This window comes from Streptomyces sp. S4.7 (assembly GCF_010384365.1).
GTDB lineage: Bacteria > Actinomycetota > Actinomycetes > Streptomycetales > Streptomycetaceae > Streptomyces.
Genome location: NZ_CP048397.1, coordinates 1,221,311 through 1,245,174 on the forward strand (window position 1 = coordinate 1,221,311; position 23,864 = coordinate 1,245,174).

Here is a 23,864-nt window from a genome sequence, read left to right on the forward strand (position 1 = left end):
GGCTGACCTACGGCTGATCGCGTACGAACAGGGGCTCGCCCGGAGGTGAGACGCCGGCCGGCAGCAGCGCCAGGTCGAGACCGCGCACCAGGCGGGCCCTCAGCACGTCGTGCGCCGCCAGCGCGCCCGCGATCCGCCGCACGGCGTCCGCCGGGGCCGCGTCCGGCAGCAGGACGAGCGCGAGGGTGCCGTCGGCCTCCCCCGGACCGAGATGGGCGCTCAGTACGGAGGGCTCGGCGGCGGCGACCTCCTTCACCGCCGCGACGACGGCCGGGTCGTCGAGCGGGTCCGTGCTGGTGCGGCCCTCGGCGAGCGCGAACAGGGCCGGTCCGGCGAGTTCGTACGGCACCGGTCCCGCCAGGTCGATGACGACCGTGTCGGCCTTCTCGTGCGCCGCCGCGCTCAGTGCCTGGTGCAGCGGTACGGCGACGGGGCGCGCCGCGGGGTCCCAGCGGGCCAGCGAGTCGGTCGAGGTGAAGGCGGGCAGGGCGCGCCGGCCGCCGGCCCGAAGCGTGGGGACGGCCATGTCGCTGCTCTTCTCGCGCCGCAGCCCCCGCTCGTCCTCCTCGCTCTCACCGAGCACGGCCACGACCGGGACGAGCAGCCGGGCTCCCCGGAGCGCGGCGAGGACGCGCGGCTCGGCGGCCCTATCGGCGGACCAGGCGGCGAGCGCGTCCACGAGGACGGGATCGGCGGCGCCGTCGTCGTCGGAGAAACCGGAATCGGGAATGTTCTTGAGAGCCACGGGCCGAGCCTAGTGGGCGGGCCGGCTCCCCCCGGCCGGGGGGAGCATCGGCCGCGAACCGAGGGGGACACCATGGACGCCCGCAGAGAACCGCTCGTCGACACCGCCGACGGGAACGTCACGTACAGCGTCGCCGTCCGCGACACCGCCACCGGCCGTACCTCGGCCCACCACCGCGGCCCGACGCCCGCCCACCCCTCCGCCAGCGTCGTCAAGCTCGGCATCCTCCTCGCGCTGCTGCTGCGCTGCCAGGACACCGGCCGGGAGCCGACCGCCCGGGAGCGGTTGTCGGCCGCCTGGATGATCGAGCGCAGCGACAACGACGCCGCGACCGAGCTGTGGCATGTGATCGGCGGCGCGGACGCGCTGGACGCGGCCCATCGGCGGCTCGGTCTGCGCGAATCGGCCGCGACACCCGAGTGGGGGCTCTCACGGACCACCGCGTCAGATCAACTGACGCTGCTGGAAGCCGCGTTCGGCGTGGGCGCGACACCTCTGAGCGAGCGCTCGCGCGCCTTCGTGGCGGACCTGATGACGCATGTGGTGGCGGACCAGACGTGGGGCGTCTCGGCGGTGGGGAGAGCGCCGGCGCTCAAGAACGGCTGGATGCCGTTGAGCGCCACGGGGCTGTGGGTGGTCAACTCGGTGGGCCGGGTCACCGCCGGGGGCCGTGACGTCCTCGTGGCCGTCCTCTCGGGCGGGCATCCCACGAAGGACGCGGGCATCGCCCTGGTGGAGAGGGCGGCGCGGGCCGCCGTCAGCGCGGTCGGCGTCCGGTGATCGGTCCGCCGCGCCAGAGCACCACCGCGCCGGCCAGCAGCAGCGCGCCGAGGCCGCCGGCGAGCGGGGCGAGCCAGGCGGCCGGCTCGGAGGCGCCCCGGGTGTTGTCGGGGCCGCGGCCGAAGTACTGCTTCGTGTAGCCGGTCGCCGCCTTCTCCCCGTCGGCCTTGGCGGTGTTCAGCTCTCCGCCCGCCTCGATCGCGGCGGCCGGATCGACGATGCCGTACCCGGTGGCGTCGTCGCGGCCGTTGTCGGGGGCGTCGCGAGCGGTGTCGGCGAGCAGCTTCTTGATCTGGGCGGGCCGGAGGTCGGGGTGGGCCGCGCGTACGAGGGCGACGGCGCCGGAGACGAACGCGGCGGCGGCGCTGGTGCCCCAGCCTTCGTAGTAGCGGCGGTCGGGATCCGCTATCACCACGTCGACGCCGGGCGCGCTGACGGTGGCGTACCAGCGGCGGGTGGAGAAGGCCGCGTGCGTGCCGTAGCGGTCGACGGCCGTCACGGCGATCACGCCGGGGTACGCGGCGGGATACGAGATGCGGTCGCCCTTCTCGCCGCCGTTGCCGGCCGACGCGACGACGGCGGCGCCCTTGGCGAGCGCGTACTGGACGGCGGCGTCCTCACCGGGCTCCGGGTGGGCGGACTCGCTGTCGTCGCCGAGGGAGAGGTTGATGACGTCGGCGCCGTTGTCGGCGGCCCAGCGGATGCCGTCGGCGAGTGAACCGCCGCGTGACTTGCGGGCCTTGGCCCGGTCCGGGTCGGTGCCTTCGAGGATCACGCGGATCGGCAGGATCTTGGCCTCGGGGGCGATGCCGAGGACGCCGTCCTCCCGGCCGGGGCCGTGTCCGCGGCCCGCGATGATGCCCGCCATGGCCGTGCCGTGGCGGGCCCAGGCGCGGTCGCCGCTCTTGGCGCCGAAGCCGATGAGGTCCTTGCCGGACAGGACCTGACCGGCGAGGTCGGGGTGCGTGGGGTCGACGCCGGTGTCGAGTACGGCGACGGTGATGCCCTCGCCCTTGGTGGTGCGCCAGGCGTCCTCGGTGTGCATCGCGTCCAGGGCCCACTGCTGGGCGCGGATGACGTCCGCGTGCGCGGGTGCCGCCGGAACGGCGAGCAGGAAGCAGGCGGCGGTGAGCGCGGCCGCGAAAGGGTGGGAGAAGGACCGGAACAGTCGCGGCGTCCGCGCTGCCGGAGCCGGTCCCGCTGCCGGAGCCGGTCCCGCTGCCGGAGTCGGGGGCGTCGTCATCGGGGCTTCTCCGTTGCCATGCTGACTGTCGTACGAAGACCGCGCTCCACCCGGTCGGCGATGCCCTTGGCGTCGTGGCCGAGCCCGGACTGGGCGGCGGCCGTCTTCGCGCCGTCGGCGGTGGCCTTGGCGACCGGCTGCGGGTCGGGGATCCGCCGGCCGTCGGCGAAGCCGGAGACGGCGTACACGACGACGGGGGCCTCGGTGAGGACGTTCACGGTCCAGCTCGCGCGCTGTCCGTCGCCGAAGCCCGCCGCCACGGTGCCCTTCACCGGGTAGGTGCGGGGCATCAGATCGGTGCGCTGGGTGAGCTTCTCGTCGGTGAAGCGGGTGCCCAGCGCCTCCATGGCCGACGGTTCGCCTTCGGTGAAGACGAGGCCGACGGTGGTCACGGTAGTGCTGGTGGCGTCGGCGTAGGTCGCCCGCAGGACCCGCTCGCAGCCGACCGGACGCAGCGTCTTCAGGAGGAGCGGATCGAGCGCGTCCGCGCAGCGGGTGTCCGGTGAGACGGCGACCCTGGTCCAGGTGCGGTCGGCGCCGCCGGGGCCCGCGCCGTCGCCCTTGAGGGTGGACGGGAAGAAGGTGTCGACGGGGGTGCTGTGCCAGAGCGTACGCAGCGGTGCGTAGCCGCCGCCCGAGGCGGCGTCGGCGGACGAGTCGCCGGTCAGATAACTGCCGGTGACGGCGCCGCCGATCAGGCCGAGACCGAGGACGACGCAGGCGATGGCGGCGGCGGTCCTGCCGGGGTGACGGGCGGGTACGGGGAGGAGCCGGGCGCTCGTCCCGGCCGGGGCCTCGGGGGGCCCGGCCGGCCGGCGGTACGGCGGCGGGGCCGTGGGCGGGCCGCCGGGCGGGGTCCGGGTGAGGTGGGCGGGGCCGGGGCCTCGGTGGGCCGGGGCGGGCGGGCCGTCCGGGCGCAGCGGGGCGTCGCGGGCGACCTCGTAACCAGGAGGCGGTGGCGGCAGCCGGGTGGAGATACCCGTGGACGCGAAGGTCGGTGCCGTGGGCGGTGGTGGTGCGGGGCTCCTGGTGGGCCGGGGCGGGGCCGTACCGGCCGGTGGTGCCGGGGGGACGGGACGGAGGCGGGCGGTGTCCTCGTCGGGGGGCACGGTGGAGCGCGGTGCCGTGAGCCGTGGGGCCGTTCGCCGGGGAGGAGGTCCGGCCGGGCGCGGGGGTATGGCGGGCTCCCCGCCGGAGGACCGTCCCGATGTCCCGCCGGGCGGGGTGGCGGGCGTCGCGCCCGGCGGGCCCGTGGGCGGCTCGGTGGTTCTGGTTTCCGGGGGCCGGGTCGGCTTCGTGGCCGGGGGCCTCGGCGGGGGGCCCGCCTCCGTACCGGGGGCGGTTCGGTCGCCGTCGCCGTCGTGGGCGGCGGGTGCGGGCCCGGTGCCCCGGGTGGGGTCCGCGTGGGGCCGCGAGGGGGTCTGTGCGTTCGGGAAGCCTGACGGCGGGGGTGGGCCGGTGGGCCGGGGTGGCACGGGCGCGCGCCGCGCTTCGGTACTCATCCGCCCCCCTGTGATCATGGCCGTGTCCGCGCCGGATCGCCGTCCGGGGCAGGCCCGTTCGTCGCCGCGTGGGCGTCACTCTACGGGCTGTGGCGTGCCCCGCGGGAACAGGTCCGCAGGTCGGCGGCGGATCTGACCAGAACATCCCCCTACCGTCGGGTAAGCCCGTCTGGCAAGCTCGGACGATGACTCCCCGCGCCGCCGACCGGGCCCGGTACGACCGGGCCACCGCACATCTCGACGCCCCGCTGGCCGTGGTCGATCTCGACGCCTTCGACGCCAACGCGGACGACCTCGTCCGCCGGGCCGCGGGCAAACCGATCAGGGTCGCGAGCAAATCGGTGCGCTGCCGCGCGCTGCTGGAGCGGGTCCTGGCGCGCGACGGCTTCGCGGGTGTCATGTCGTTCACCCTGGCCGAGTCGCTGTGGCTGGCGCGCGCCGGTTTCGAGGACGTGCTGCTCGCCTATCCGTCGGTGGACCGGGGGGCGTTCGCCGAACTCGCCGCCGATCCGAAGCTGGCGGCGGCCGTGACGGTGATGGTCGACGATCCGGCTCAGCTGGATCTCGTCGATCTCGCGCGGGCGGGCGGTACGGAGGAGATCCGGGTCTGTCTGGAGCTGGACACCGCGTTCCGGCTGTTCGGCGGGCGGGTACGGATCGGGGCCAGGCGCTCGCCGCTGCGTGAGCCGGCGCAACTGGCCGAGCTGGCCCGGTCGATCGCCCGCAGGCCGGGTTTCCGGCTGGTGGGGCTGATGGCGTACGAGGGGCATGTGGCCGGTGTGGGCGACTCGGTCGCGGGCCGGCCGCTGCGCTCGCGCGCGGTGCGGCTGATGCAGTCGGCCGCGCGCAAGGAGCTGGCGGAGCGGCGCCGGGCCGTGGTGCGCGCGGTGCGGCTGGTGGCGCCGGACCTGGAGTTCGTCAACGGCGGGGGCACGGGGAGCGTGCAGCACACGGCGGCCGAGGGCTCGGTGACGGAGATCGCCGCCGGTTCGGGGCTGTACGTGCCGCGGCTGTTCGACAACTACACGTCGTTCACGGGCCGTCCGGCCGCGCTGTTCGCGCAGCCGGTGGTGCGCAGGCCGGGTGTCGGCGTGGTGACCGTCCTCGGCGGCGGCTATCCGGCGTCGGGCGCGGCGGGCCGGGACCGGCTGCCGCAGCCTTATCTGCCGGAGGGGCTGCGCTACGACTCCCAGGAGGGCGCCGGGGAGGTGCAGACACCGCTGCTCGGGTCCGCCGCCGACGATCTGCTGATCGGCGACCGGGTGTGGTTCCGGCACGCCAAGGCCGGGGAACTGTGCGAGCGCTTCGACGAGTTGCTGCTGATCGAGGGCGACCGGGTGACGGCGACCGTGCCGACGTACCGGGGCGAGGGCCGTACGTACCTCTGAGGTCCGTACGCGGACCGGTTCCCGGCCGGCCTCAGGAGGGGCCGATGGAGCTGCCGACGCCGCCCGTCGTGTCACCGATCGCCCGGATGCCCTTGGTGATCGTGTCCATACCGCTGAGCGGCGGGCCCTCGGACCCCGCGTCGAAGGCGAACCGGACGACGATCAGTGACTCGGCGCCGATGGTCGAGGGGAAGGCCAGCGACTGGACGTGACCGCCGGGCCCCGAACCTGTCTCGACCTTCCACCGCACGAGATACCCGGTGCGTCCGGCGACCGTGACGGCCCCGGACCTGACGACGGTGTGCGACTTGACGCCTCCGTAGAGGGCGTTGCCGATGGAGTCCTCGTCGTACAGGGCGTCGGACGCGTCCTGGATGTCCTCCTTGGCGAGGGCTTCGGGCGTGGCCGCGTCGGTCTGGGTGGCGGTGGAGGACATGACCCGGCCGTACCGGCAGTACCGGTTCGTCTCGCCGGGGCACTCGCGGTCCGCCACCGTCGTCATGGTGACCGCGCGGTCGACCATGCTGTCCGACTTCTCCCAGTCGTCGGGGATCGGGAGGGTGATGCCGTTGAGCTGGTCGACGAGCACGTCCGGGTCGGCGCTCGGCTCGGCGGTGGGGCTCTCGTCCCCACCGCCGGTCGGACCGCCCGCGGGCTCACTGGTGGTCGGCGCGGACCGGGGCACGGTCTTCGTCCCGTCGTCGCCGAACAGCGTGATGCCGGCGACGACCGTGGCGAGGAGCATGAGCCCGCCGGCGACGACTCCGAGGAACACACTCCGGCGGCGGGGCACCGGCCCCGGTTGCCGGGGCGCCGGTTGGTACGACGGCTGATGACCCTGCTGATACGACGCGCCCCCACCGAGCGGCCGGGTGTGCGCGGTCCATCCGTTCCCGTCCCACCACCGCTCGCTCCCGGGCACACCCGGATCCGCGTACCAGCCGGGCGGGGTAGTCATGCTCATCCCGCCACCCTAAGCGCCGTACCCCCCGCACCCGCACATGAGTTTCCCGTCCATGGACAGGTCCTACAGCGGTGTCACGTACGCCCCCGCGATGCCGCCGTCCACCATGAAGTCCGTCGCGTTGACGAACGAGGCGTCGTCGCTGGCGAGGAAGGCGACCGCCGCCGCGATCTCGTCCGCCTCCGCGAAGCGCCCGCCCGGGATGTGCACGAGGCGTCGTGCCGCCCGCTCGGGGTCGCTCGCGAACAGTTCGCGGAGCAGGGGGGTGTTGACCGGGCCCGGGCACAGCGCGTTGACCCGGATGCCCTCGCGGGCGAACTGGACGCCCAACTCGCGTGACATCGCGAGCACGCCTCCTTTGGAGGCGGTGTAGGAGATCTGGCTGGTGGCCGCGCCCATGGTCGCGACGAACGACGCGGTGTTGATGATCGAGCCGCGCCGCTGCTGCCGCATGTAGGGGATGACGGCCTTGCAACAGAGGTACACGGAGGTGAGGTTGACGTCCTGGACCCGGCGCCAGGCGTCGATGCCGGTGGTGAGGATCGAGTCGTCCTCCGGCGGTGAGATGCCCGCGTTGTTGAAGGCGATGTCGACGCTGCCGTAGGTGTCGAACGCCTTCTTGAAGAGGGCGTCGACCTGTGCCGCGTCGGTGACGTCGACCCGTACGTAGATGCCGCCGACCTCGTCGGCCACCGCCTTGCCCGCCGTCTCGTCGATGTCGCCGCAGACGACGTGCGCGCCTTCAAAGGCGAGTCGGCGCGCGGTGGCGAGACCGATGCCGCTGCCCGCGCCGGTGACGACGGCGGTGCGGCCGACCAGCCGGCGGCAGACGGGCGCCTCGGCGCTCTGGTTGATCTCGTCGGGCATGGGTCAGGCCTCCGTACTGATGAAGATGTTCTTGGTCTCGGTGAACGCGGTGAGGGCGTCGGGCCCCAGCTCACGACCGACGCCTGACTGCTTGTAGCCGCCGAAGGGGGTCGAGTAGCGCACGCTGCTGTGGGAGTTGACGGACAGGTTGCCGGCGGCGACGGCGCGCGAGACGCGCAGCGCGCGGCCGAGATCGCGGGTCCACAGGGAGCCGGAGAGCCCGTACTCGGTGTCGTTGGCGAGGCGGATCGCGTCCGCCTCGTCGTCGAACGGGATCACGACGGCGACGGGTCCGAAGATCTCCTCGGTCACGGCGGGGTCGTCGGCGGCGACGTCGGTCAGGACGGTCGGCGGGAACCAGAAGCCGGGCCCGTCGGGGGCGGTGCCCCGTACCGCCGTCCGGTCCTCGGGGACGTACCCGCGCACGCGCTCCAGTTGGGCGCGCGAGATGAGCGGGCCCATCTGGGTCCTGTCGTCCGACGGGTCGCCGACGACGACCGACCGCACGGCGGGGGCGAGGAGTTCGAGGAACCGGTCGTACGCGGTGCGCTGGACGAGGATGCGGGTACGGGCGCAGCAGTCCTGTCCGGCGTTGTCGAGATAGGCCATCGGCGCCTCGGCGGCGGCCCGTTCGACGTCCGCGTCGGCGAAGACGATGTTGGGGCTCTTGCCGCCGAGTTCGAGGGTCACGCGTTTCATCCGCCGCGCGCCCCTGGCCATGATCTCCTTGCCCACCCGCGTGGAGCCGGTGAAGACGATCTTGGCGATGCCGGGGTGGTCGACCAGGGCCTGGCCCGTGACGCCGCCGGCGCCCGGCAGCACTTGGAACAGGTGCTCGGGGAGGCCCGCCGCCAGGGCGAGTTCGGCCAGTCGCAGCGCGGTCAGCGGGGTGGTCTCGGCGGGCTTGAGGAGTACGGCGTTGCCCGCCGCCAGGGCCGGTGCGGCGCCCCAGGCGGCGATGGGCATGGGGAAGTTCCAGGGGGCGATGACCCCGACGACGCCGAGCGGTTCGAGCAGGGTGATGTCGAGGCCCCCGGCGACCGGGATCTGACGGCCCGTCAGTCGCTCCACTCCCCCGGCCGCGTAGTCGAGGAGGTCGCGGACGTTGCCCGCCTCCCAGCGGGCGTTCCCCAGGGTGTGGCCCGCCTCCCGGACCTCCAGCCGGGCGAGCTCCTCGAGGTGTCCGTCGACCGTGGCGGCGAACCGGCGCAGCAGTCGTGCGCGGTCGGCGGGGGCTGCCTCCGACCACCGGCGCTGGGCGGCGGCGGCCCGTACGACGGCGGCGTCGACCTCGGCCGCGCTCGTCGCCGGGACGGTCGCGACGACCTCCTCGGTCGCCGGGTTGAGGATCTGGTGGGCGTGGGGCTGGTCGGGCACGGCTGTGTTCCTCACATGCGTTCGAAGGAGCGGCGCAGCTCCCAGTCGGTCACGGCGGCGTCGAAGGCGGCCAGTTCGACCCGTGCCATGTTGAGGTAGTGGGCGACGACCTCGTCCCCGAAGGCGGCCTTGGCGATGGGACTGTGCTCCCAGAGGTCGGCGGCCTCGCGCAGCGTGGTGGGGACCTGCTCGTACTCGGAGGTGTAGGCGTTCCCGGCGCAGACCTCGGGGAGTTCGAGCTCGTGCTCGATGCCGTACAGACCCGCCGCGACCAGTCCCGCGACGGCCAGGTGGGGGTTGACGTCGCCGCCGGGCAGCCGGTTCTCGAAGCGCATGGAGCGGCCGTGGCCGACGACCCGCAGGGAGCAGGTGCGGTTGTCGTTGCCCCATGCGACGGCGGTCGGGGCGAAGGAGCCGGGCGCGAAGCGTTTGTAGGAGTTGATGTTCGGCGCGTACAGCAGGGAGAACTCGCGCAGCGCGGCGAGCTGGCCGGCCAGGAAGTGGCGCATCACGGGTGACATGCCGTGGGCGTCGTCGCCCGCCATGACGTTCGTGCCGGGTTCGTCGGCGGACTGGAGCGAGAGGTGGATGTGGCAGGAATTGCCCTCGCGCTCGTTGTACTTGGCCATGAAGGTGAGCGAGACGCCTTCCTGGGAGGCGATCTCCTTGGCGCCGGTCTTGTAGATGGCGTGCTGGTCGCAGGTGAGCAGGGCCTCGTCGTAACGGAAGACGATCTCGTGCTGGCCCGGATTGCACTCGCCCTTGGCGGACTCGACGGTCAGCCCGGCGGCGGTCATGTCGTTGCGGATCCGGCGCAGCAGGGGCTCGATACGGCCGGTGCCGAGGACGGAGTAGTCGATGTTGTACTGGTTGGCGGGGGTGAGGCCGCGGTAGCCGCTGTCCCAGGCCTGCTCGAAGGTGTCCTTGAAGACGATGAATTCGAGCTCTGTGCCGACGTGCGCGGTGTAGCCGTGCTCGGCGAGCCGGTCGAGCTGGCGGCGCAGGATCTGGCGGGGCGCGGCGACGACCGGCGAGCCGTCGTTCCAGGCGAGGTCGGCGATGAGCATCGCCGACCCCTCGTTCCAGGGGACACGGCGCAGGGTCGCGAGGTCGGGGTGCATGGCGAAGTCGCCGTAACCGCGTTCCCAGGAGGACATGGCGTAGCCGTCGACGGTGTTCAGCTCGACATCGACGGCGAGGAGGTAGTTGCAGCCCTCGGTGCCGTGCTCCAGGACGTCCTCCAGGAAGAACTGCGCGGCGAACCGCTTGCCCTGGAGTCTGCCCTGCATGTCGGGGAAGGCCAGGACCACGGTGTCGATCTCGCCGTTCGCCACGAGGGCGCGCAGCTCCTCGACGGAGAGCGGGGGTGTGCGGTCTGCCACGGGACAACTCCTCCATCGGCCAGCCGGGACCTTAAGGTATTCCGGGAGACCATTGCTTGGGAAGGGGAAACGGCGACGTGGCGAAGAAGGATGCGGCGAGGAAGAGTGAGCCGGCCGACCGGCTGACGCCCGTCCTGCGTCCCGTGCGGGCGGGCAACGGTTTCGAGGAGGCGCTGGAGCAGATCCTGCAGGTGCTGCGGCTCGGTCTGGTCGCGGGCGGTGAGCGGCTGCCCGCCGAGCGGGATCTGGCGGAGCGGCTGCGGATCAGCCGGGTCACGCTGCGCGAGGTACTGAAGGTCCTAGCCGACCAGGGGCTGGTGGAGAGCCGGCGGGGGCGCTACGGCGGCACGTTCGTCCTGCCCCGGCCGGACACCCCGTCACAGGGGGGCGCGGAGGAGCTGCGACGCCGGGTCTCCGGGGTGGACATCGAGGACGTGCTGCGGTTCCGCGAGGTGCTGGAGGTGGGCGCGGCGGGGCTGTGCGCGGCGCACGGCCTGTCCGGGGCGGAGGCGTCCCGGCTGCGTACGGCGCTCGCGGCGACGCACGACGCCCCGCTGGGCGACTACCGCCGCCTCGACACCCTGCTGCATCTGACGCTCGCGGAGTTGTCGGGCTCCGCGCGGCTCACCGAGCAGTACGCGTCGGTCCGCGCGACCGTGAACGACCTGCTGGACTGCATCCCGCTGCTGGTAAGGAACTTGGAGCACTCCCAGCAGCAGCACACGGCGCTGGTCGAGGCGGTCCTGGCCGGTGACGCGGACGCGGCGCGCGAGGCGATGCGCGAGCACTGCGGCGGGACGGCGGCGCTGCTGCGGGGTTTTCTGGCCTGAGAGCGGGTAGCGGGGCGGTTGGGAGCCGTGGGAGGTCACGGGAGCCCCGGCCGTCCCCGCCCGGCGGGTCCGCGCCGGTCGTCCGTAACAGCCGCTTAACGCACAGGGCTTGCGCACGGACGTTTCCGGCCGCAATGGTGTGGCCCCACACCTTTACCCGAGGCAGGAGCGGCTCATGGCCGAAGGCACGGAATCCCGTATCCCACCAGCCGATCCGCCGGGTCCTTCGGGTCCGGCCGGTCCCGGGCGGGACGGCTCCCCGGCGGTTCCCGCGCAGGGCGGCTCCACCGACGACGCGGCCTATCTCCAGCGCCGTACGCTCAAGCGCGGCAGCGCGGGGTGGCTGCTGCTGACCGGCCTCGGTGTCGCCTACGTCGTCTCCGGGGACTTCTCCGGCTGGAACATCGGGCTCTCCGAGGGCGGCTTCGGCGGACTCGCCATCGCGACCCTCCTGATGGGCGCGATGTACGCCTGTCTCGTCTTCTCGCTCGCCGAGCTGTCCGCGATCCTGCCCACGGCGGGCGGCGGTTACGGCTTCGCCCGCCGCGCGCTCGGCACCTGGGGCGGCTTCCTGACCGGCACGGCCATCCTCATCGAGTACATCCTGGCCCCGGCCGCGATCTCGATCTTCATCGGTGACTACATCGAGTCGCTGAACCTCTTCGGACTCGAAGCGGGGTGGCCGGTCTATCTCGCCTGCTTCGCCGTCTTCATCGGCATCCACCTCTGGGGAGTCGGCGAGGCGCTGCGCTTCAGCCTGGTGGTGACGGCCATAGCCGTGGCCGCGCTGCTGATCTTCGCCGTGGGCGCCTTCACCGAGTTCGACAGCAGCGGCCTCAACGACATCCCTGTCCAGGAGGACGCCTTCGGGTCCAACTCCTGGCTGCCGTACGGACTGCTGGGCATCTGGGCCGCGTTCCCGTTCGGCATGTGGTTCTTCCTCGGCGTCGAGGGTGTGCCGCTGGCCGCCGAGGAGGCCAAGGACCCGGTGCGCTCGATGCCCAGGGCGCTGTCGATCTCCATGGGCATCCTCGTCCTGCTGGCCCTGATCACGTTCTTCGCCGCGACGGGCGCCCGGGGCTCGGCCGCCGTCCAGGAAGCGGGCAATCCGCTGGTCGTCGCGCTCCAGGGGGACGGCGAGCCCACGGCGCTCAGCCGGTTCGTCAACTACGCCGGCCTCGCCGGTCTGGTCGCGTCCTTCTTCTCGCTGATCTACGCCGGTTCCCGGCAGCTGTTCGCCCTCTCACGCGCCGGCTATCTGCCCCGCTTCCTCTCTCTGACCAGCAGCCGCAAGGCGCCCTACCTCGGCCTGCTGATCCCCGGCGCGATCGGCTTCGCCCTCGCCGCGGGCAGCGGCAACGGCGGCCGGATGCTGAACGTCGCGGTATTCGGCGCCACGATCTCCTACTCCCTGATGGCCCTGTCGCACCTGGTGCTGCGGCGCCGCGAGCCGGGCCTGCACCGTCCGTACCGGACGCCGGGCGGCATGCTGACCTCCGGCGTAGCGTTCGTCCTGGCCCTGTCGGCGCTGGTGGCGACGTTCCTGGTGGACAAGGACGCCGCGTTCATCGCCCTCGGCGTCTACGTCGTGGCTCTCGCCTACTTCGCCTTCTACAGTCGGCACCGGCTGGTGGCCGCCGCGCCCGAGGAGGAGTTCGCGGCGCTCGCGGAGGCGGAGGACGAGCTGAAGCGGGACTGAGCCGAAGGCACCACGTGTCGCACCACCACGCATCGCCGCACCACGGGCACCACAGCACCGCCGCGCCATCGCACCACAGCACAGCACCACATCGGAGGAACGTTCAGTGAAGCCGCTCATCGGCGTCAGCACATATCTGGAGACGTCGGCCAGGTGGGGCGTGTGGGACCTGCCCGCCGCCCTGCTGCCCATGGCTTACCCCCGGCTCGTCCAGCGCGCGGGCGGCGTCGCCGTCATGCTCCCGCCGGACGGGCCGGCCACCGCCGCCTCGCTGGTCGCCCGGCTCGACGGGCTGGTCATCTCGGGCGGCCCGGACGTGGAGCCCGTACGGTACGGGGCCGAACCGGACCCCCGCACCGGACCACCCGCCCGTGAGCGGGACGAATGGGAACTGGCGCTCATCGAGGCAGCGCTGGCGTCCGGAACACCGCTGCTCGCGATCTGCCGGGGCATGCAGCTGCTGAACGTCGCGCTGGGCGGGACGCTGATCCAGCACCTGGAGGGCCATACGGCGGCGACCCTCGGCGTCTTCGGCGAACATCCGGTGAAGCCGGTACCGGGCACGCGGTACGGAACCGCCGTCCCGGAGGAATCGGACGTACCGTCCTCCCACCACCAGGCGGTGGACCGCCTGGGCGAGGGCCTGATCGTCTCGGCGTACGCGGGCGACGGCACGGTGGAGGCGGTGGAGCTGGTGGACGAGCGGTGGGTGCTGGGGGTGCAGTGGCACCCGGAGATGGGCGAGGACGTGCGAGTGATGACGGCACTGGTGTCGGCGTCCTCGCGCAGGGCGTCGACGGCGGCGGGCGGTGCGTGGGCCTGAGCGGTGGGTGTGCCTGAGTGGTGGGCGAACCCGAACGGGCGGGCCTGATCCAGCTGTCGCACAACCGCCGCGCAGGCTCCGGCGGGTCGCCGCATCAGGTGACGAAGTCCGGCCCGGCCGTGTGCACGGTGGCATGCGGCCGGGCCCGCTTACGCAGATCCGCCGGCCCAACCGGCGCGCTGAGCGCCTTCGCTCAAGCCGCCACTTCCTCCAGTCGTCCGGAAGGACGTCCCGTACGCACCACGCCGGACACGGTCGTCCCGACCGCCGGGCCGTCCCCCGGCCGCGACGGGCCGGCCCGACGGCGGACAGGACTGACCGGCCGACGGTCCGGACCGCTGCCGCCCGCCCGCCGCGCCGACTCGGTCGGCTCGGGCGGCTCGACGCACCGGGCGACGGCGTCCGGCCCGGCCGTGTGCACGGTGGCACGCGCACCGATCCGCCGCGGCCCACCCGGCCCCCTCGCGCAAGCCGCCGCCCAGTGGCAGCCGGCGGCGGACCCGTGCGGCGGCGGCCGATCCGGGCTCACTCGGCCGGCGGGTCCGCTCTCAGGTCACTGCGCGTCAGCGACAGCAGTTCGCGGGCCGGGCCGCTCGGGCGGTGGCCCGTCGGCCAGACCGCTCGCAGGTCGCGGCGCAGTGATACCCCGGACACCGCCACCTCCTTCAGCCGACGTGACGCCAGCTCCTCACCCACGGCCAGCTCACTGAGCACCGAGGGACCCGCGCCGCTGACCACCGCTGCCTTGACCGCCGTCGTCGAGGACAGTTCCAGCAGTGGCGTGGCGGGGCCTCCGTAGGAGGCGAGTGCCGCGTCGAGCACCTGGCGCGTGCCCGAGCCCTCCTCACGGAGGATCAGCGGGGCGGCGGCCAGTTCCTCGGGTGTCAGGGACGTGCGGCGCCCCCAGGCGTGCGTCGGCGCGACCACGACCACCAGCCGGTCCCGGCCGATCACCGTGCCGTCCAGCCCCGCGGGCACCGCCAGGCCCTCCACGAAGCCGAGATCGGCCTCGCCGCCGGTCAGCCGCGCGGCCACGGCTCCCGAGTTGCCCGCGAGGAGCGAGACGGCCGTGTCCGGCCGGGCGGCACGGAGGGCGATGAGCCAGCCGGGGAGCAGATACTCGGCGATGGTCATGCTCGCGGCGACCCGCAGCCGTGAGTCCCGCCGGTCGCGCAGCGCCTGCGCACCCGCGTCGAACGCCTCCGCCGCCTCCATGATCCGCCGCGCCCAGTCGGTGACGAGCGCCCCCGCGCCGGTGAGCCGGGACCCGCTCGGCGACCGGTCGAAGAGGCTGACGCCGAGCTGCCGTTCGACGGAACGTATCCGGCTGCTCGCCGCAGGCTGGCTGATGCCCAGCTCACGGGCCGCCCCGCCCATGCTGCCGTGCCGGGCGACGGCGATCAGCAGCTCCAGCGCGCCCAGTTCGGGCACCCGGTGGGCGAGGGACACAACGGGCTCGTCAGTCATACATTCAGGTTATGGCCTCATAGCGCCAAGGGACCTGGTGAGGAGGATGCGGTGCGACGAGGGTGCGAGCATGGCCACCCTCGCCCCGACCACCCGCACCTCTTCGATCCCCGGAATCGCCGCGCCCCTGCCGCCTGCCCGCCCGGCGCGCTTCGCGGTCCTGCGTCACGTCGGTCCCAACTGGTACGCGAGCGTCATGGGGACCGCGATCGTCGCGAGCGCCGGCGCCGCTCTGCCGACGGAGCCGCTCGGCCTCGCGAGCCCGGCGGACATCCCCGCACTGCGCGCCGCCTGCGTCATTGTCTGGGCGCTGTCGGCGCTGATGCTCCCGCTCGTACTGGCCGCCCGCGTCGGCCACTGGATCCACCACCGCGACCGGGCCCGCGCCCATCTGCTCGATCCCTCGGTGGCGCCCTTCTACGGATGTCTGGCGATGGCGCTGCTCGCGGTCGGCGGCGCCACCCTCACCGTGGGGCGGTACGTGATCGGTGAGAGCGCGGCCGTGGCCGTGGACGCGGTGCTCTTCACGGCGGGCACGCTCGTCGGCCTGACGGCGGCCGTGGCCGTCCCGTATCTGATGGTGGTGCGCCACCGGGTGCGGCCCGGGGACGCGTCCCCGGTGTGGCTCCTGCCGGTGGTGGCGCCGATGGTGTCGGCGGCGCTCGGCCCGGGGCTGATCCCGTATCTGCCCGCCGGTCAGTGGCGCGAGGCGCTTCTGCTGGCCTGTTACGCCATGTTCGGCCTGAGCCTGCTCGCCACCCTGACCCTGCTGCCGCTGATCTTCGGCAGGCTGGTGACCCACGGACCGCTGCCTCTCGCCCTGACGCCCGCGCTCTTCCTCGTCCTCGGCCCGCTCGGGCAGTCCACGACGGCCGTGGGCCATCTCGCGCGTGCGGCGCCCCACGCCCTCACCTCCGCGCCGCCCGCCTCCCCCGCCCCGTACATCTCTGCCCTCGACGCCTTCGCCGTGCTGTACGGCGTCCCGGTGCTGGGCTTCGCGCTGCTGTGGCTGGCGCTTGCCGGCGCGATGGCCGTGCGGGCGGCACGGCGCGGGATGCCGTTCTCGATGACGTGGTGGGCCTTCACCTTCCCGGTCGGTACGTGTGTGACCGGCGCCGCCGGACTCGCCCACGCCACGGGACTGACCGCCCTGGCCTGGCTGTCACTCGCGCTGTTCGTCCTGCTGACGGCCGCCTGGGCGGTCGCCTGGACCCGTACGGTGCACGGTCTGGTCAGCGGAGCGCTGCCCGCAGCGCCGCCGGTGCCCGGACCAGCGACGGCCCGTACCAAGTGAGGTGGCGGCCGTCGACCAGCGCGGCAGGCAGCCCGGGGAACGCCTCGGGGCCGTCGTCGGCGGTGAAGCGGTACGGCTCGTCGGGCAGGACGACCAGGTCCGCCCCCGAGGCCCTCAGCCGGTCCAGCGGGATACGCGGATAGCGCTCGGGCAGGTCGCCGTACACGTTGTGCACGCCGAGTCTGGCGAGCAGATCACCCGCGAAGGTGTTGCCGCCGAGCACCATCCAGGGCCTGCGCCAGATCGGCACGACCGCCCGGCGCTCCCCTCCGTACGGAGGGGGCACCGCCGCCCAGGAATCCCGGGCCTCGTCCAGCCAGCGCGGCGCGGTGAGCCCGCAGCCCGTCACGAGCATCCGCTCCAGCTCGGCGAACGCCTGGTCGAGGTCGCGCACCTCGGTGACCAGCACCTCGACGCCCGCGGCCCGCAGGGCGGCCAGATCCGGCTCGCGGTTCTCCTCCTCGTTGGCCACCACGAGATCGGGGCGCAGCGCGATGACGGCGTCGGTGTCCGGATTCTTGGTGCCGCCGACGCGTACGACGTCGAGACCGGCGGGGTGGGTGCACCAGTCGGTGGCGCCGACCAGGAATCCGGGCGCGGTGACCGCCACGGCCTCGGTGAGCGAGGGAACCAGCGAGACGACGCGGCGCACGGCAGCCGGTGCGCCGGCCCGTTCGGCGGTCACGGCCCCGGCCCTCAGCGCCGGGTGTCGAACGTCGCGTCGATGTGTTCGGCGACGGCGACGACCAGGATGCGCGTGCCGGGCTCGGTGGCGCGCCAGCGGTGCCTGACCCCGCCGGAGAGATACAGCGTGTCGCCACGCTCCAGACGGTAGGCGCGGCCTTCGGCCTCGACCTCCACCGAGCCGTCGGCGATGTACATCACCTCGTCGTTGCGGTGCTGGTACTCGCGTCCGGTGTCCTGCTCGCCGGTGTACTCCTTGGCGTGCAGCTGGTGTCCGCCGCGGGCCACCCTGCGTACGCCGGGCCCGCCGTCGCCGGCCCGTACGACGTCGACGGTGCGCGCCGAGTCGGCCGCGGCGTGCAGCACGGCGATGGTGGTCTCCAGGGCGTCGGCCACCCGTTCCAGCGAGCGGGCGCTCGGCCGGGCGCGTTCGTTCTCGATCTGGCTGAGGAAGGGTACGGAAAGCCCGCTGCGGTCGGCGACGGCCGCCAGTGTGAGGCCGAGGGACCTGCGCCGCCTGCGGACGGCGGCGCCCACCCTGAGCGCTTCCTTGTCGTCCATGTCTGGGCTCCCTCCCGGCCGGATCGTCATCTTCTCAGAGTTGACGGCCGCGCAAAGGCGGTCTGCCCCACCCGGGGTGGAAGGCGCCACGGTGAACCCCGTGGAAACCGACGGCCACGGTGAGCACGACGACGACTGGTCGACAGACCTCCATCCTCCGGCCGCCGGGGCCTTCACACCACTGGTGGGGCCCAGGTCGCAGGAGGCGGGCGCCGCCCCCGGCGACACCCGCCTCCCCCCGGCGCCCTACGGCACCTCCCGATGGCTGTCGGCACCTCTCGTACCGGCAGGTACGTACCTCCCGGTACCGACAGGTACCTCTCCGTGCTCTCCGCTACCGCGGGGCGATCTCGTCGGCGATGCCCGGGTTCTTCTCCATCCAGGCCGCCACCGCCTCTTCCTCATGACCCGTACCGCGCTTCTGGATCTCGTTCTCCAGACCGGCGAGCTGTTCCTCGCTCAGCTTGAAGTCCTTGAACCACTTGGTCAGCTGCGGGTAGTTCTTCGGGAAGTCCTTGTTGCCGACGGTGCGGATCTGGTCGCCCTCGCCGAACGCCTTCCGCGGGTCCTTCAGCTTGGTCAGCTCGTACTCGCTGTAGGCCCAGTGCGGGGTCCACAGCATGACCGCGATGGGTTCCTTCTTCGCGTACGAGCGCTCCAGCTCGGCCAGCATGCCGGGTGTGGAGCTGTCGACGACCTTGTAGTCGCCGTCCAGGCCGTACCCCGGCAGGACCTTGTTCTTGAGGATGTTCATGGTCTCGGTGCCGGGCTCGATGCCGACGATCCGCCCCTTGAACTCGTCCTCGCGGCCCTTCAGGTCCGAAAGCGATTCGACGCCCCTCACATAGGAGGGCACGGCGATCTCCAGTGACGTCGGCCCGTACCAGGCGCCGAGGTCGGAGAGTTTGTCGCCGTACTTGTCCCAGTACTTCTTCTGCGTGTTGGGCAGCCAGCCGTCGAACTGGACGTCGATCTGCCCTCTGGACAGGGCCGTGTACATCGGGCCGACCTCGAACTGCTTGAGGTTCATCCTGTAGCCCCGGTCCTCCAGCACCGCCTTCCACAGATACGTGGCGGCGATGTCCTCCTCCCAGGGGAACCAGGCGACCTCGATGGGCCGTTCGCGCTCGTCCTTGCCGTTCGCGCCCTTGCTGACGCCGGAGACCGGGGTCCACTTGTCGGCCAGCTCGGGGTTGTCCCTCAGCCAGGCGCGTACGGCGTCCTGTTCCTCGCCCTTGCCGGCGCCCTGGATCTCCGCCTCCAGACTGGTGAGCTGGTCCTCGGTCATCTTGAAGTCCTTGAGCCACTTCGCGACGCCCGGGTTGTCGGCGGAGAAGCCCTTGCGGGTGAGTGTGTGCACGCCGTCGCCCGCGCCCCAGGTGCCCTTGGGGTCCTTGAGCTTCTTCAGGTCGTAGGTGTTGTACGCCCAGTGCGGGGACCAGAGCGTGACGACGACCGGTTCCTTCTTCTCGTACGCCCGCTTCAGCTCGGCCAGCATGCCGGGCGTGGAGCCGTCGACGACCTTGTACTCGCCTTCGAGGCCGTACTCCTTCAGGACCTTGTCCTTGAGGATGCCCATCTCGCCGGCGCTGGGCTCGATGCCGATGATCCGGCCCTTGAACAGGTCGGCCTTGCCCTTGAGGTCCGCGAGGGAGTCGACACCCTTCACGTAGGAGGGCACGGACAGCTCCAGGGACGTCTCGTCGTACCAGGCGCCCATGTCCTCCAGCTTGTCCTGGTACTTGTCCCAGTAGCTGGCGTGGGTGGTCGGCAGCCAGGAGTCGGTCTGGATGTCGATCTGGCCGTTCGCCTGGCCGGTGTAGAGCGCCCCGGCCTCGTACTGGGTGGCCTCGACCTCGTAGCCGCGCCGCTCCAGCAGTTCCTTCCAGAGGAAGGTGGAGGCGATGCCCTCGTCCCAGGGGATGTACCCCATGCTGATCTTCTTGCCCTGGCCGACGTCCCCCTCGCCGGCGACCGTCGTGCTCTTGCCGCCGCCGAAGATGCTCATGCCGCCGGCGACGAGCGCGAGGACGACCACGCCGACCACGGCGACCGAGGGACGCGGACGGTGGTCCCAGACCTTGAACGAACCGCTCATCGCCTGTGCCTTGGCCAGCGCGCGGCGGCCCAGCGGGGAGACCTGCCGGCCCAGCGCGCCGGTCAGCCGGTCCAGGTACATCGCCAGGATGACGATGGAGACGCCCGCCTCGAAGCCGAGGCCGATGTCGACGTTGCCGATGGCGCGGTAGACGGCGCCGCCGAGGCCGCCGCCGCCGACCATGCCCGCGATGACGACCATCGACAGGCCCAGCATGATCACCTGGTTGATGCCGGCCATGATCGTCGGGAGCGCGAGCGGGAGCTGGACGCGCAGCAGGGTGTTGCGCGGGCTGGTGCCGAACGCCTCGGCCGCCTCGACCAGTTCGGCGTCGACCTGCCGGATGCCCAGTTCCGTCATACGGACGCCGGGCGGCAGGGCGAAGATGATCGTGGCGATGATGCCGGGGACCACGCCGACGCCGAAGAAGATGATGCCGGGGATCAGATAGACCATCGCGGGCATCGTCTGCATGAAGTCGAGCACCGGCCGGATGACGGCGCTGACGGTGGCCGAGCGCGAGGCCCAGACACCGAACGGCACCGCGATGACCAGGATGACGATCGTCGCGACGAGGACCAGCGAGAGCGTGGACATCGCCAGTTCCCACAGCTCGATCGAGTCGATGAGCGCGAACCCGACGAAGGCGAGACCCGCCGCGAGCAGGCCGCGCAGCCACCAGGCGAGCACGGCGAGGATGCCGGCGAGGAGCAGCGGTTCGGGGCCGTTCAGCACGGCGTCCACGGCGTCGTACATACCGGTGACGAGCGAGCTGATCGCGTCGAACAGCCAGGAGAGATGGCGCTGGAGGAAGTCGACTCCGCTGTCGACCCATTCGCCGAGCGGGAGCCTAGGCACTGGCGGCCTCCTTGTCGGCGGAGAGCGTCGCCGGGCCGGCGTCGGCCACCGGCGGGGACGTGCTCGGGGACGCGTCGGCGGGCGTCATCGGCTCGCCGAGCACGGCCAGCAGCCGGGCGCGCGGTACGACTCCGACCAGCCGCCCCTCGTCGTCGGTGACGGCGACGGGGACCGAGCTGGTCGAGCAGGGGGTGAACAGCTCGATGATCGGGGTGCTCACGGAGACGGTGGCGGGCGCCGCCGCGAGCACGTCCTTGTCCGTACGCAGTTCCTTGCCGTCGTCCGTACGGCTGCCATGGGCGGTGTCGGCGTCCGCCATGATCGCCCCGGCGGTCAGGACGCGCGAGCGGTCGACGTCCTGGGTGAAGGAGGCGACGTATTCGTTGGCCGGGGTGACGAGGATGTCCTCGGCGGTGCCGAGCTGGACTATCTCGCCGTCGCGCATCACGGCGATCCGGTCGCCGAGCCGCATGGCCTCGTTGAGGTCGTGGGTGATGAAGACGATGGTCTTCTTCAGTCGCTTCTGGAGTTCCAGGAGCTGGTCCTGCATGTCACGACGGATCAGCGGGTCGAGCGCGCTGAACGACTCGTCCATGAGCAGCAGGTCCGCGTCGGTGGCGAGCGCGCGGGCCAGGCCCACACGCTGCTGCATACCGCCCGAGAGCTCGTCGGGCCAGGCCTTCTCCCAGCCGGCCAGCCCCGCGAGCTCAAGGGCCTCCTTGGCCCGTCTGTCACGCTCCGCGCGCGGGACGCCCTGCACCTCCAGCCCGTATCCCGCGTTCTCCAGCACACTGCGGTGCGGGAAGAGCGCGAAGTGCTGGAACACCATGCTGATCTTGGTGGAGCGCACGGCGCGCAGCTCGGCCGCGCTCAGGGCGGTCAGATCCTGGCCGTCGAAGAGCACCCGCCCGGCCGTCGGCTCCAGCAGTCCGTTGAGCATGCGCAGCAATGTCGATTTGCCGGATCCGGAGAGGCCCATCACGACGAATATCTGACCGGGATCGACGGAGAACGAGGCATCGATCACCGCTGCGGTCCTGCCGTCGGCGCGCAACTCGTCGCGGTCCGTGCCGCTTTCGAGCTTCCTCACCGCTTCTTCGGGTCGTGCGCCGAATACCTTGTACAGGTGTTCCGCCTGCAGCCTGGACACATATACCTCACGCCGTCGAAATGAGAAACGGCCCGCCACCCCCGCCGGCGGGCCGTTGAGCGGTACGGGGTCTGCCCGCGTGGCCGGCCGGCGGCCTGTGAAGAGTCCGCGCCCGGGTTCGCTCCGGGTGCGCGCCTGCCCTCCCTTGCATGGACCAAACATTTATGTGGTCCACACCACTCGGGGATGCCGCCGCGCAGGTCAGAGAGGAATCGGTGGTGGCCCGTCACCGCTCTCCGGCCACTGTCGGTGGCATGGGGCATCATCAGGGATGTGACGCGACGCCTGATGCTCCTCGACACCGCTTCCCTCTACTTCCGGGCCTATTTCGGGGTCCCCGACTCCGTGCGCGCTCCGGACGGCACACCTGTCAACGCGGTCCGGGGCCTGCTGGACTTCATCACCCGGCTCGTCCAGGACCACCACCCGGACGATCTCGTGGCGTGCTGGGACGCGGACTGGCGGCCGCAGTGGCGGGTGGATCTGATCCCGTCGTACAAGGCGCACCGCGTCGCGGTGGAGACGCCAGAGGGGCCGGACGAGGAGGAGACGCCGGACACCCTGGCGCCACAGGTGCCGATCATCGAGGCCGTCCTGGACGCGCTGGGCATCGCCCGCGTCGGCGTGGCGGGGTACGAGGCGGACGATGTGATCGGCACGCTCGCCGGCGCCGCCACCGGCCCGGTGGACATCGTCACCGGCGACCGGGACCTCTACCAACTGGTGGACGACGCGCGCGGTGTACGGGTGCTGTATCCGCTCAAGGGCGTCGGATCGCTCCAGCTGACGGACGAGGCGTGGCTGCGCGAGAAGTACGGGGTGACCGGCTCCGGTTATGTCGATCTGGCGCTGCTGCGGGGCGATCCGAGCGACGGGCTGCCCGGCGTGCCCGGGATCGGCGAGAAGACGGCGGCCAAGCTGCTGGACGCCTTCGGTGATCTGGCGGGGATCATGGCGGCCGTCGACGATCCGCGTTCGGGGCTGACGCCCTCGCAGCGCAAGCGGCTGGACGAGGCCAGGGATTATGTGGCCGTCGCGCCGACGGTGGTGCGGGTCGCCGGGGACGTCCCCCTGCCGGACTTCGACCCGGCGCTGCCCTCCGAGCCGCTCGACCCCGAGACTCTGGACGCGCTGGCGGCGCGCTGGGGTCTGAACAACGCGCTGCACCGGCTGCTCACCGTGCTCGGAAAGTGACGGCACCGAGGGGTGCGGTCGACGGCGGAGTGTTAAGTTAGGTAAGCCTAAGCATCGCTCGCCCGTCCGGGGGCGGCCGCATCAGTCAAGGGAGACCGCCGTGGCAGCACAGGAGGCGCGTAAGTCACCGAAGGTCCGCGAAGCGCGGGTGATACGCACCCAGCGCATCACTCCGCACATGGTGCGCCTGGTCCTCGGTGGCGACGGGCCGGCCGGGCTCGGCGTCGGTGAGTTCACCGACCACTACGTGAAGCTGCTGTTCGCGCCCGAGGGCGTCAGCTACCCCGAGCCGTTCGACATGGACCGCGTCCGCGAGGACTTCCCGCGTGAGCAGTGGCCCACCAGCCGTACGTACACGGTGCGCGAGTGGGACCCGGCCGCCGGGGAGATCACCATCGACTTCGTCGTGCACGGCGACGAGGGCCTGGCGGGACCGTGGGCTGCCGCCGCGCGGCCCGGTGACACGGTGCGGTTCCTGGGCCCCGGTGGCTCGTACGCCCCCGACCCGGCCGCCGACCGCCATCTTTTCGTGGGTGACGAGAGCGCGCTGCCCGCCATCGCCGCGTCGATCGAGCAGGCTCCCGAGGACGCGGTGATCCACGCGTTCATCGAGGTCGAAGGCCCCGAGGAGGAGCAGAAGATCGCCGCCCCCGCCGGGGCCGAGATCGTCTGGCTGCACCGCCGGAGCCGTCCCGTCGGCGAGGCGCTGGTCGCCGCCGTACGGGCACTGGACCTCCCCGCCGACGACGTGCACGCGTTCGTGCACGGCGAGGCCGGTTTCGTGAAGGAGCTGCGCCGCCATCTGAGGCACGACCGGAAGATCCCGCGCGAGCGGCTGTCGATCTCGGGCTACTGGCGGCTGGGCCAGAACGACGAGGCGTGGCGGGCCGTCAAGCGCGAGTGGAACGAGCAGGTCGAGCGCGAGCAGGAGAGCGCGAAGGGCTGAGTACCCTCGGGC

Annotated in this window: 20 protein-coding genes; 8 read left to right on the plus strand and 12 right to left on the minus strand. The window is 72.4% G+C overall.

The window, feature by feature from the left end:
- Window positions 1-7 precede the first annotated feature (7 nt).
- Entirely contained in the window at window positions 8-745 is a 738-nt protein-coding gene (locus SSPS47_RS05350; protein WP_164249133.1) for an SseB family protein, read from the minus strand.
- A 72-nt stretch (window positions 746-817) separates the two neighbouring features.
- Here SSPS47_RS05350 and SSPS47_RS05355 point away from each other — a divergent pair, with 72 nt between their 5' ends.
- Window positions 818-1,525 (plus strand): serine hydrolase, encoded by a 708-nt coding sequence (locus tag SSPS47_RS05355; protein ID WP_164249135.1) that lies wholly within the window; start codon window positions 818-820, stop codon window positions 1,523-1,525.
- Here the strand turns inward: SSPS47_RS05355 and mycP are convergent.
- On the minus strand, window positions 1,503-2,768 hold the full coding sequence (gene mycP / locus SSPS47_RS05360; RefSeq protein ID WP_164249137.1) for a type VII secretion-associated serine protease mycosin: 1,266 nt from the start codon (window positions 2,766-2,768) through the stop codon (window positions 1,503-1,505). The two genes, SSPS47_RS05355 and mycP, sit on opposite strands and share 23 nt — an antisense overlap.
- Window positions 2,765-3,877 (minus strand): hypothetical protein, encoded by a 1,113-nt coding sequence (locus SSPS47_RS05365; protein ID WP_239064781.1) that lies wholly within the window; start codon window positions 3,875-3,877, stop codon window positions 2,765-2,767. The genes mycP and SSPS47_RS05365 overlap by 4 nt, the downstream gene beginning before the upstream one ends.
- A 578-nt stretch (window positions 3,878-4,455) precedes the next feature.
- Here SSPS47_RS05365 and SSPS47_RS05370 point away from each other — a divergent pair.
- Window positions 4,456-5,658, plus strand: coding sequence for an amino acid deaminase/aldolase (locus SSPS47_RS05370; protein WP_164249139.1), 1,203 nt, complete (start codon window positions 4,456-4,458; stop codon window positions 5,656-5,658).
- A gap of 31 nt (window positions 5,659-5,689) precedes the next feature.
- Here the strand turns inward: SSPS47_RS05370 and SSPS47_RS05375 are convergent, their stop codons facing one another.
- The 4 genes from SSPS47_RS05375 to SSPS47_RS05390 form a co-directional block, all read right to left on the minus strand.
- On the minus strand, window positions 5,690-6,622 hold the full coding sequence (locus tag SSPS47_RS05375) for a DUF2510 domain-containing protein (RefSeq protein ID WP_164249140.1): 933 nt from the start codon (window positions 6,620-6,622) through the stop codon (window positions 5,690-5,692).
- A 63-nt stretch (window positions 6,623-6,685) separates the two neighbouring features.
- The gene (locus SSPS47_RS05380) at window positions 6,686-7,489 is read right to left on the minus strand and encodes a 3-oxoacyl-ACP reductase (RefSeq protein ID WP_164249142.1); all 804 of its coding nucleotides are present in this window, start codon (window positions 7,487-7,489) and stop codon (window positions 6,686-6,688) included.
- 3 nt (window positions 7,490-7,492) lie between these two features.
- Window positions 7,493-8,866 (minus strand): aldehyde dehydrogenase family protein, encoded by a 1,374-nt coding sequence (locus tag SSPS47_RS05385; RefSeq protein WP_164249144.1) that lies wholly within the window; start codon window positions 8,864-8,866, stop codon window positions 7,493-7,495.
- Window positions 8,867-8,877: 11 nt separating this feature from the next.
- The gene (locus SSPS47_RS05390; RefSeq protein WP_164249146.1) at window positions 8,878-10,248 is read right to left on the minus strand and encodes a glutamine synthetase family protein; all 1,371 of its coding nucleotides are present in this window, start codon (window positions 10,246-10,248) and stop codon (window positions 8,878-8,880) included.
- Between the two features lie 77 nt (window positions 10,249-10,325).
- Between SSPS47_RS05390 and SSPS47_RS05395 the strand changes: the two genes are divergently transcribed.
- The 3 genes from SSPS47_RS05395 to SSPS47_RS05405 all read left to right on the plus strand — a co-directional run bounded on the left by SSPS47_RS05395 (window position 10,326) and on the right by SSPS47_RS05405 (window position 13,600).
- Window positions 10,326-11,078, plus strand: coding sequence for an FCD domain-containing protein (locus tag SSPS47_RS05395; protein WP_164249148.1), 753 nt, complete (start codon window positions 10,326-10,328; stop codon window positions 11,076-11,078).
- Window positions 11,079-11,253: 175 nt separating this feature from the next.
- The gene (gene eat / locus SSPS47_RS05400) at window positions 11,254-12,777 is read left to right on the plus strand and encodes an ethanolamine permease (RefSeq protein ID WP_164249150.1); all 1,524 of its coding nucleotides are present in this window, start codon (window positions 11,254-11,256) and stop codon (window positions 12,775-12,777) included.
- A gap of 106 nt (window positions 12,778-12,883) precedes the next feature.
- A complete protein-coding gene (locus tag SSPS47_RS05405; RefSeq protein WP_239064782.1) occupies window positions 12,884-13,600 on the plus strand; it encodes a gamma-glutamyl-gamma-aminobutyrate hydrolase family protein in 717 nt (238 codons plus the stop codon).
- A 525-nt stretch (window positions 13,601-14,125) separates the two neighbouring features.
- Here SSPS47_RS05405 and SSPS47_RS05410 read toward each other — a convergent pair.
- Window positions 14,126-15,067 carry a LysR family transcriptional regulator gene (locus tag SSPS47_RS05410; protein ID WP_147877341.1) on the minus strand — a complete coding sequence of 314 codons (942 nt, stop codon included), beginning with the start codon at window positions 15,065-15,067 and terminating at the stop codon, window positions 14,126-14,128.
- Window positions 15,068-15,137: 70 nt separating this feature from the next.
- Here SSPS47_RS05410 and SSPS47_RS05415 point away from each other — a divergent pair, with 70 nt between their 5' ends.
- Complete coding sequence (locus SSPS47_RS05415) at window positions 15,138-16,361, plus strand: TDT family transporter (protein WP_164249152.1); 1,224 nt, start codon at window positions 15,138-15,140, stop codon at window positions 16,359-16,361.
- Here the strand turns inward: SSPS47_RS05415 and SSPS47_RS05420 are convergent.
- From SSPS47_RS05420 to SSPS47_RS05435, 4 genes are all read right to left on the minus strand, one after another.
- A complete protein-coding gene (locus tag SSPS47_RS05420; RefSeq protein ID WP_343234866.1) occupies window positions 16,300-17,046 on the minus strand; it encodes a helical backbone metal receptor in 747 nt (248 codons plus the stop codon). The two genes, SSPS47_RS05415 and SSPS47_RS05420, sit on opposite strands and share 62 nt — an antisense overlap.
- Window positions 17,047-17,057: 11 nt before the next feature.
- Window positions 17,058-17,606, minus strand: a complete 549-nt coding sequence (locus SSPS47_RS05425) for a helix-turn-helix domain-containing protein (protein WP_078078194.1) — start codon at window positions 17,604-17,606, stop codon at window positions 17,058-17,060.
- A gap of 334 nt (window positions 17,607-17,940) precedes the next feature.
- Complete coding sequence (locus SSPS47_RS05430; protein WP_164249154.1) at window positions 17,941-20,562, minus strand: ABC transporter permease/substrate binding protein; 2,622 nt, start codon at window positions 20,560-20,562, stop codon at window positions 17,941-17,943.
- Window positions 20,555-21,712, minus strand: coding sequence for a glycine betaine/L-proline ABC transporter ATP-binding protein (locus SSPS47_RS05435; RefSeq protein WP_164249156.1), 1,158 nt, complete (start codon window positions 21,710-21,712; stop codon window positions 20,555-20,557). Before SSPS47_RS05435 ends, SSPS47_RS05430 begins: the two co-directional genes overlap by 8 nt.
- 288 nt (window positions 21,713-22,000) lie before the next feature.
- Between SSPS47_RS05435 and SSPS47_RS05440 the strand changes: the two genes are divergently transcribed.
- The gene (locus SSPS47_RS05440) at window positions 22,001-22,906 is read left to right on the plus strand and encodes a 5'-3' exonuclease (protein WP_164254395.1); all 906 of its coding nucleotides are present in this window, start codon (window positions 22,001-22,003) and stop codon (window positions 22,904-22,906) included.
- A gap of 100 nt (window positions 22,907-23,006) precedes the next feature.
- A complete protein-coding gene (locus SSPS47_RS05445; RefSeq protein ID WP_164249158.1) occupies window positions 23,007-23,852 on the plus strand; it encodes a siderophore-interacting protein in 846 nt (281 codons plus the stop codon).
- Window positions 23,853-23,864: the final 12 nt, after the last annotated feature.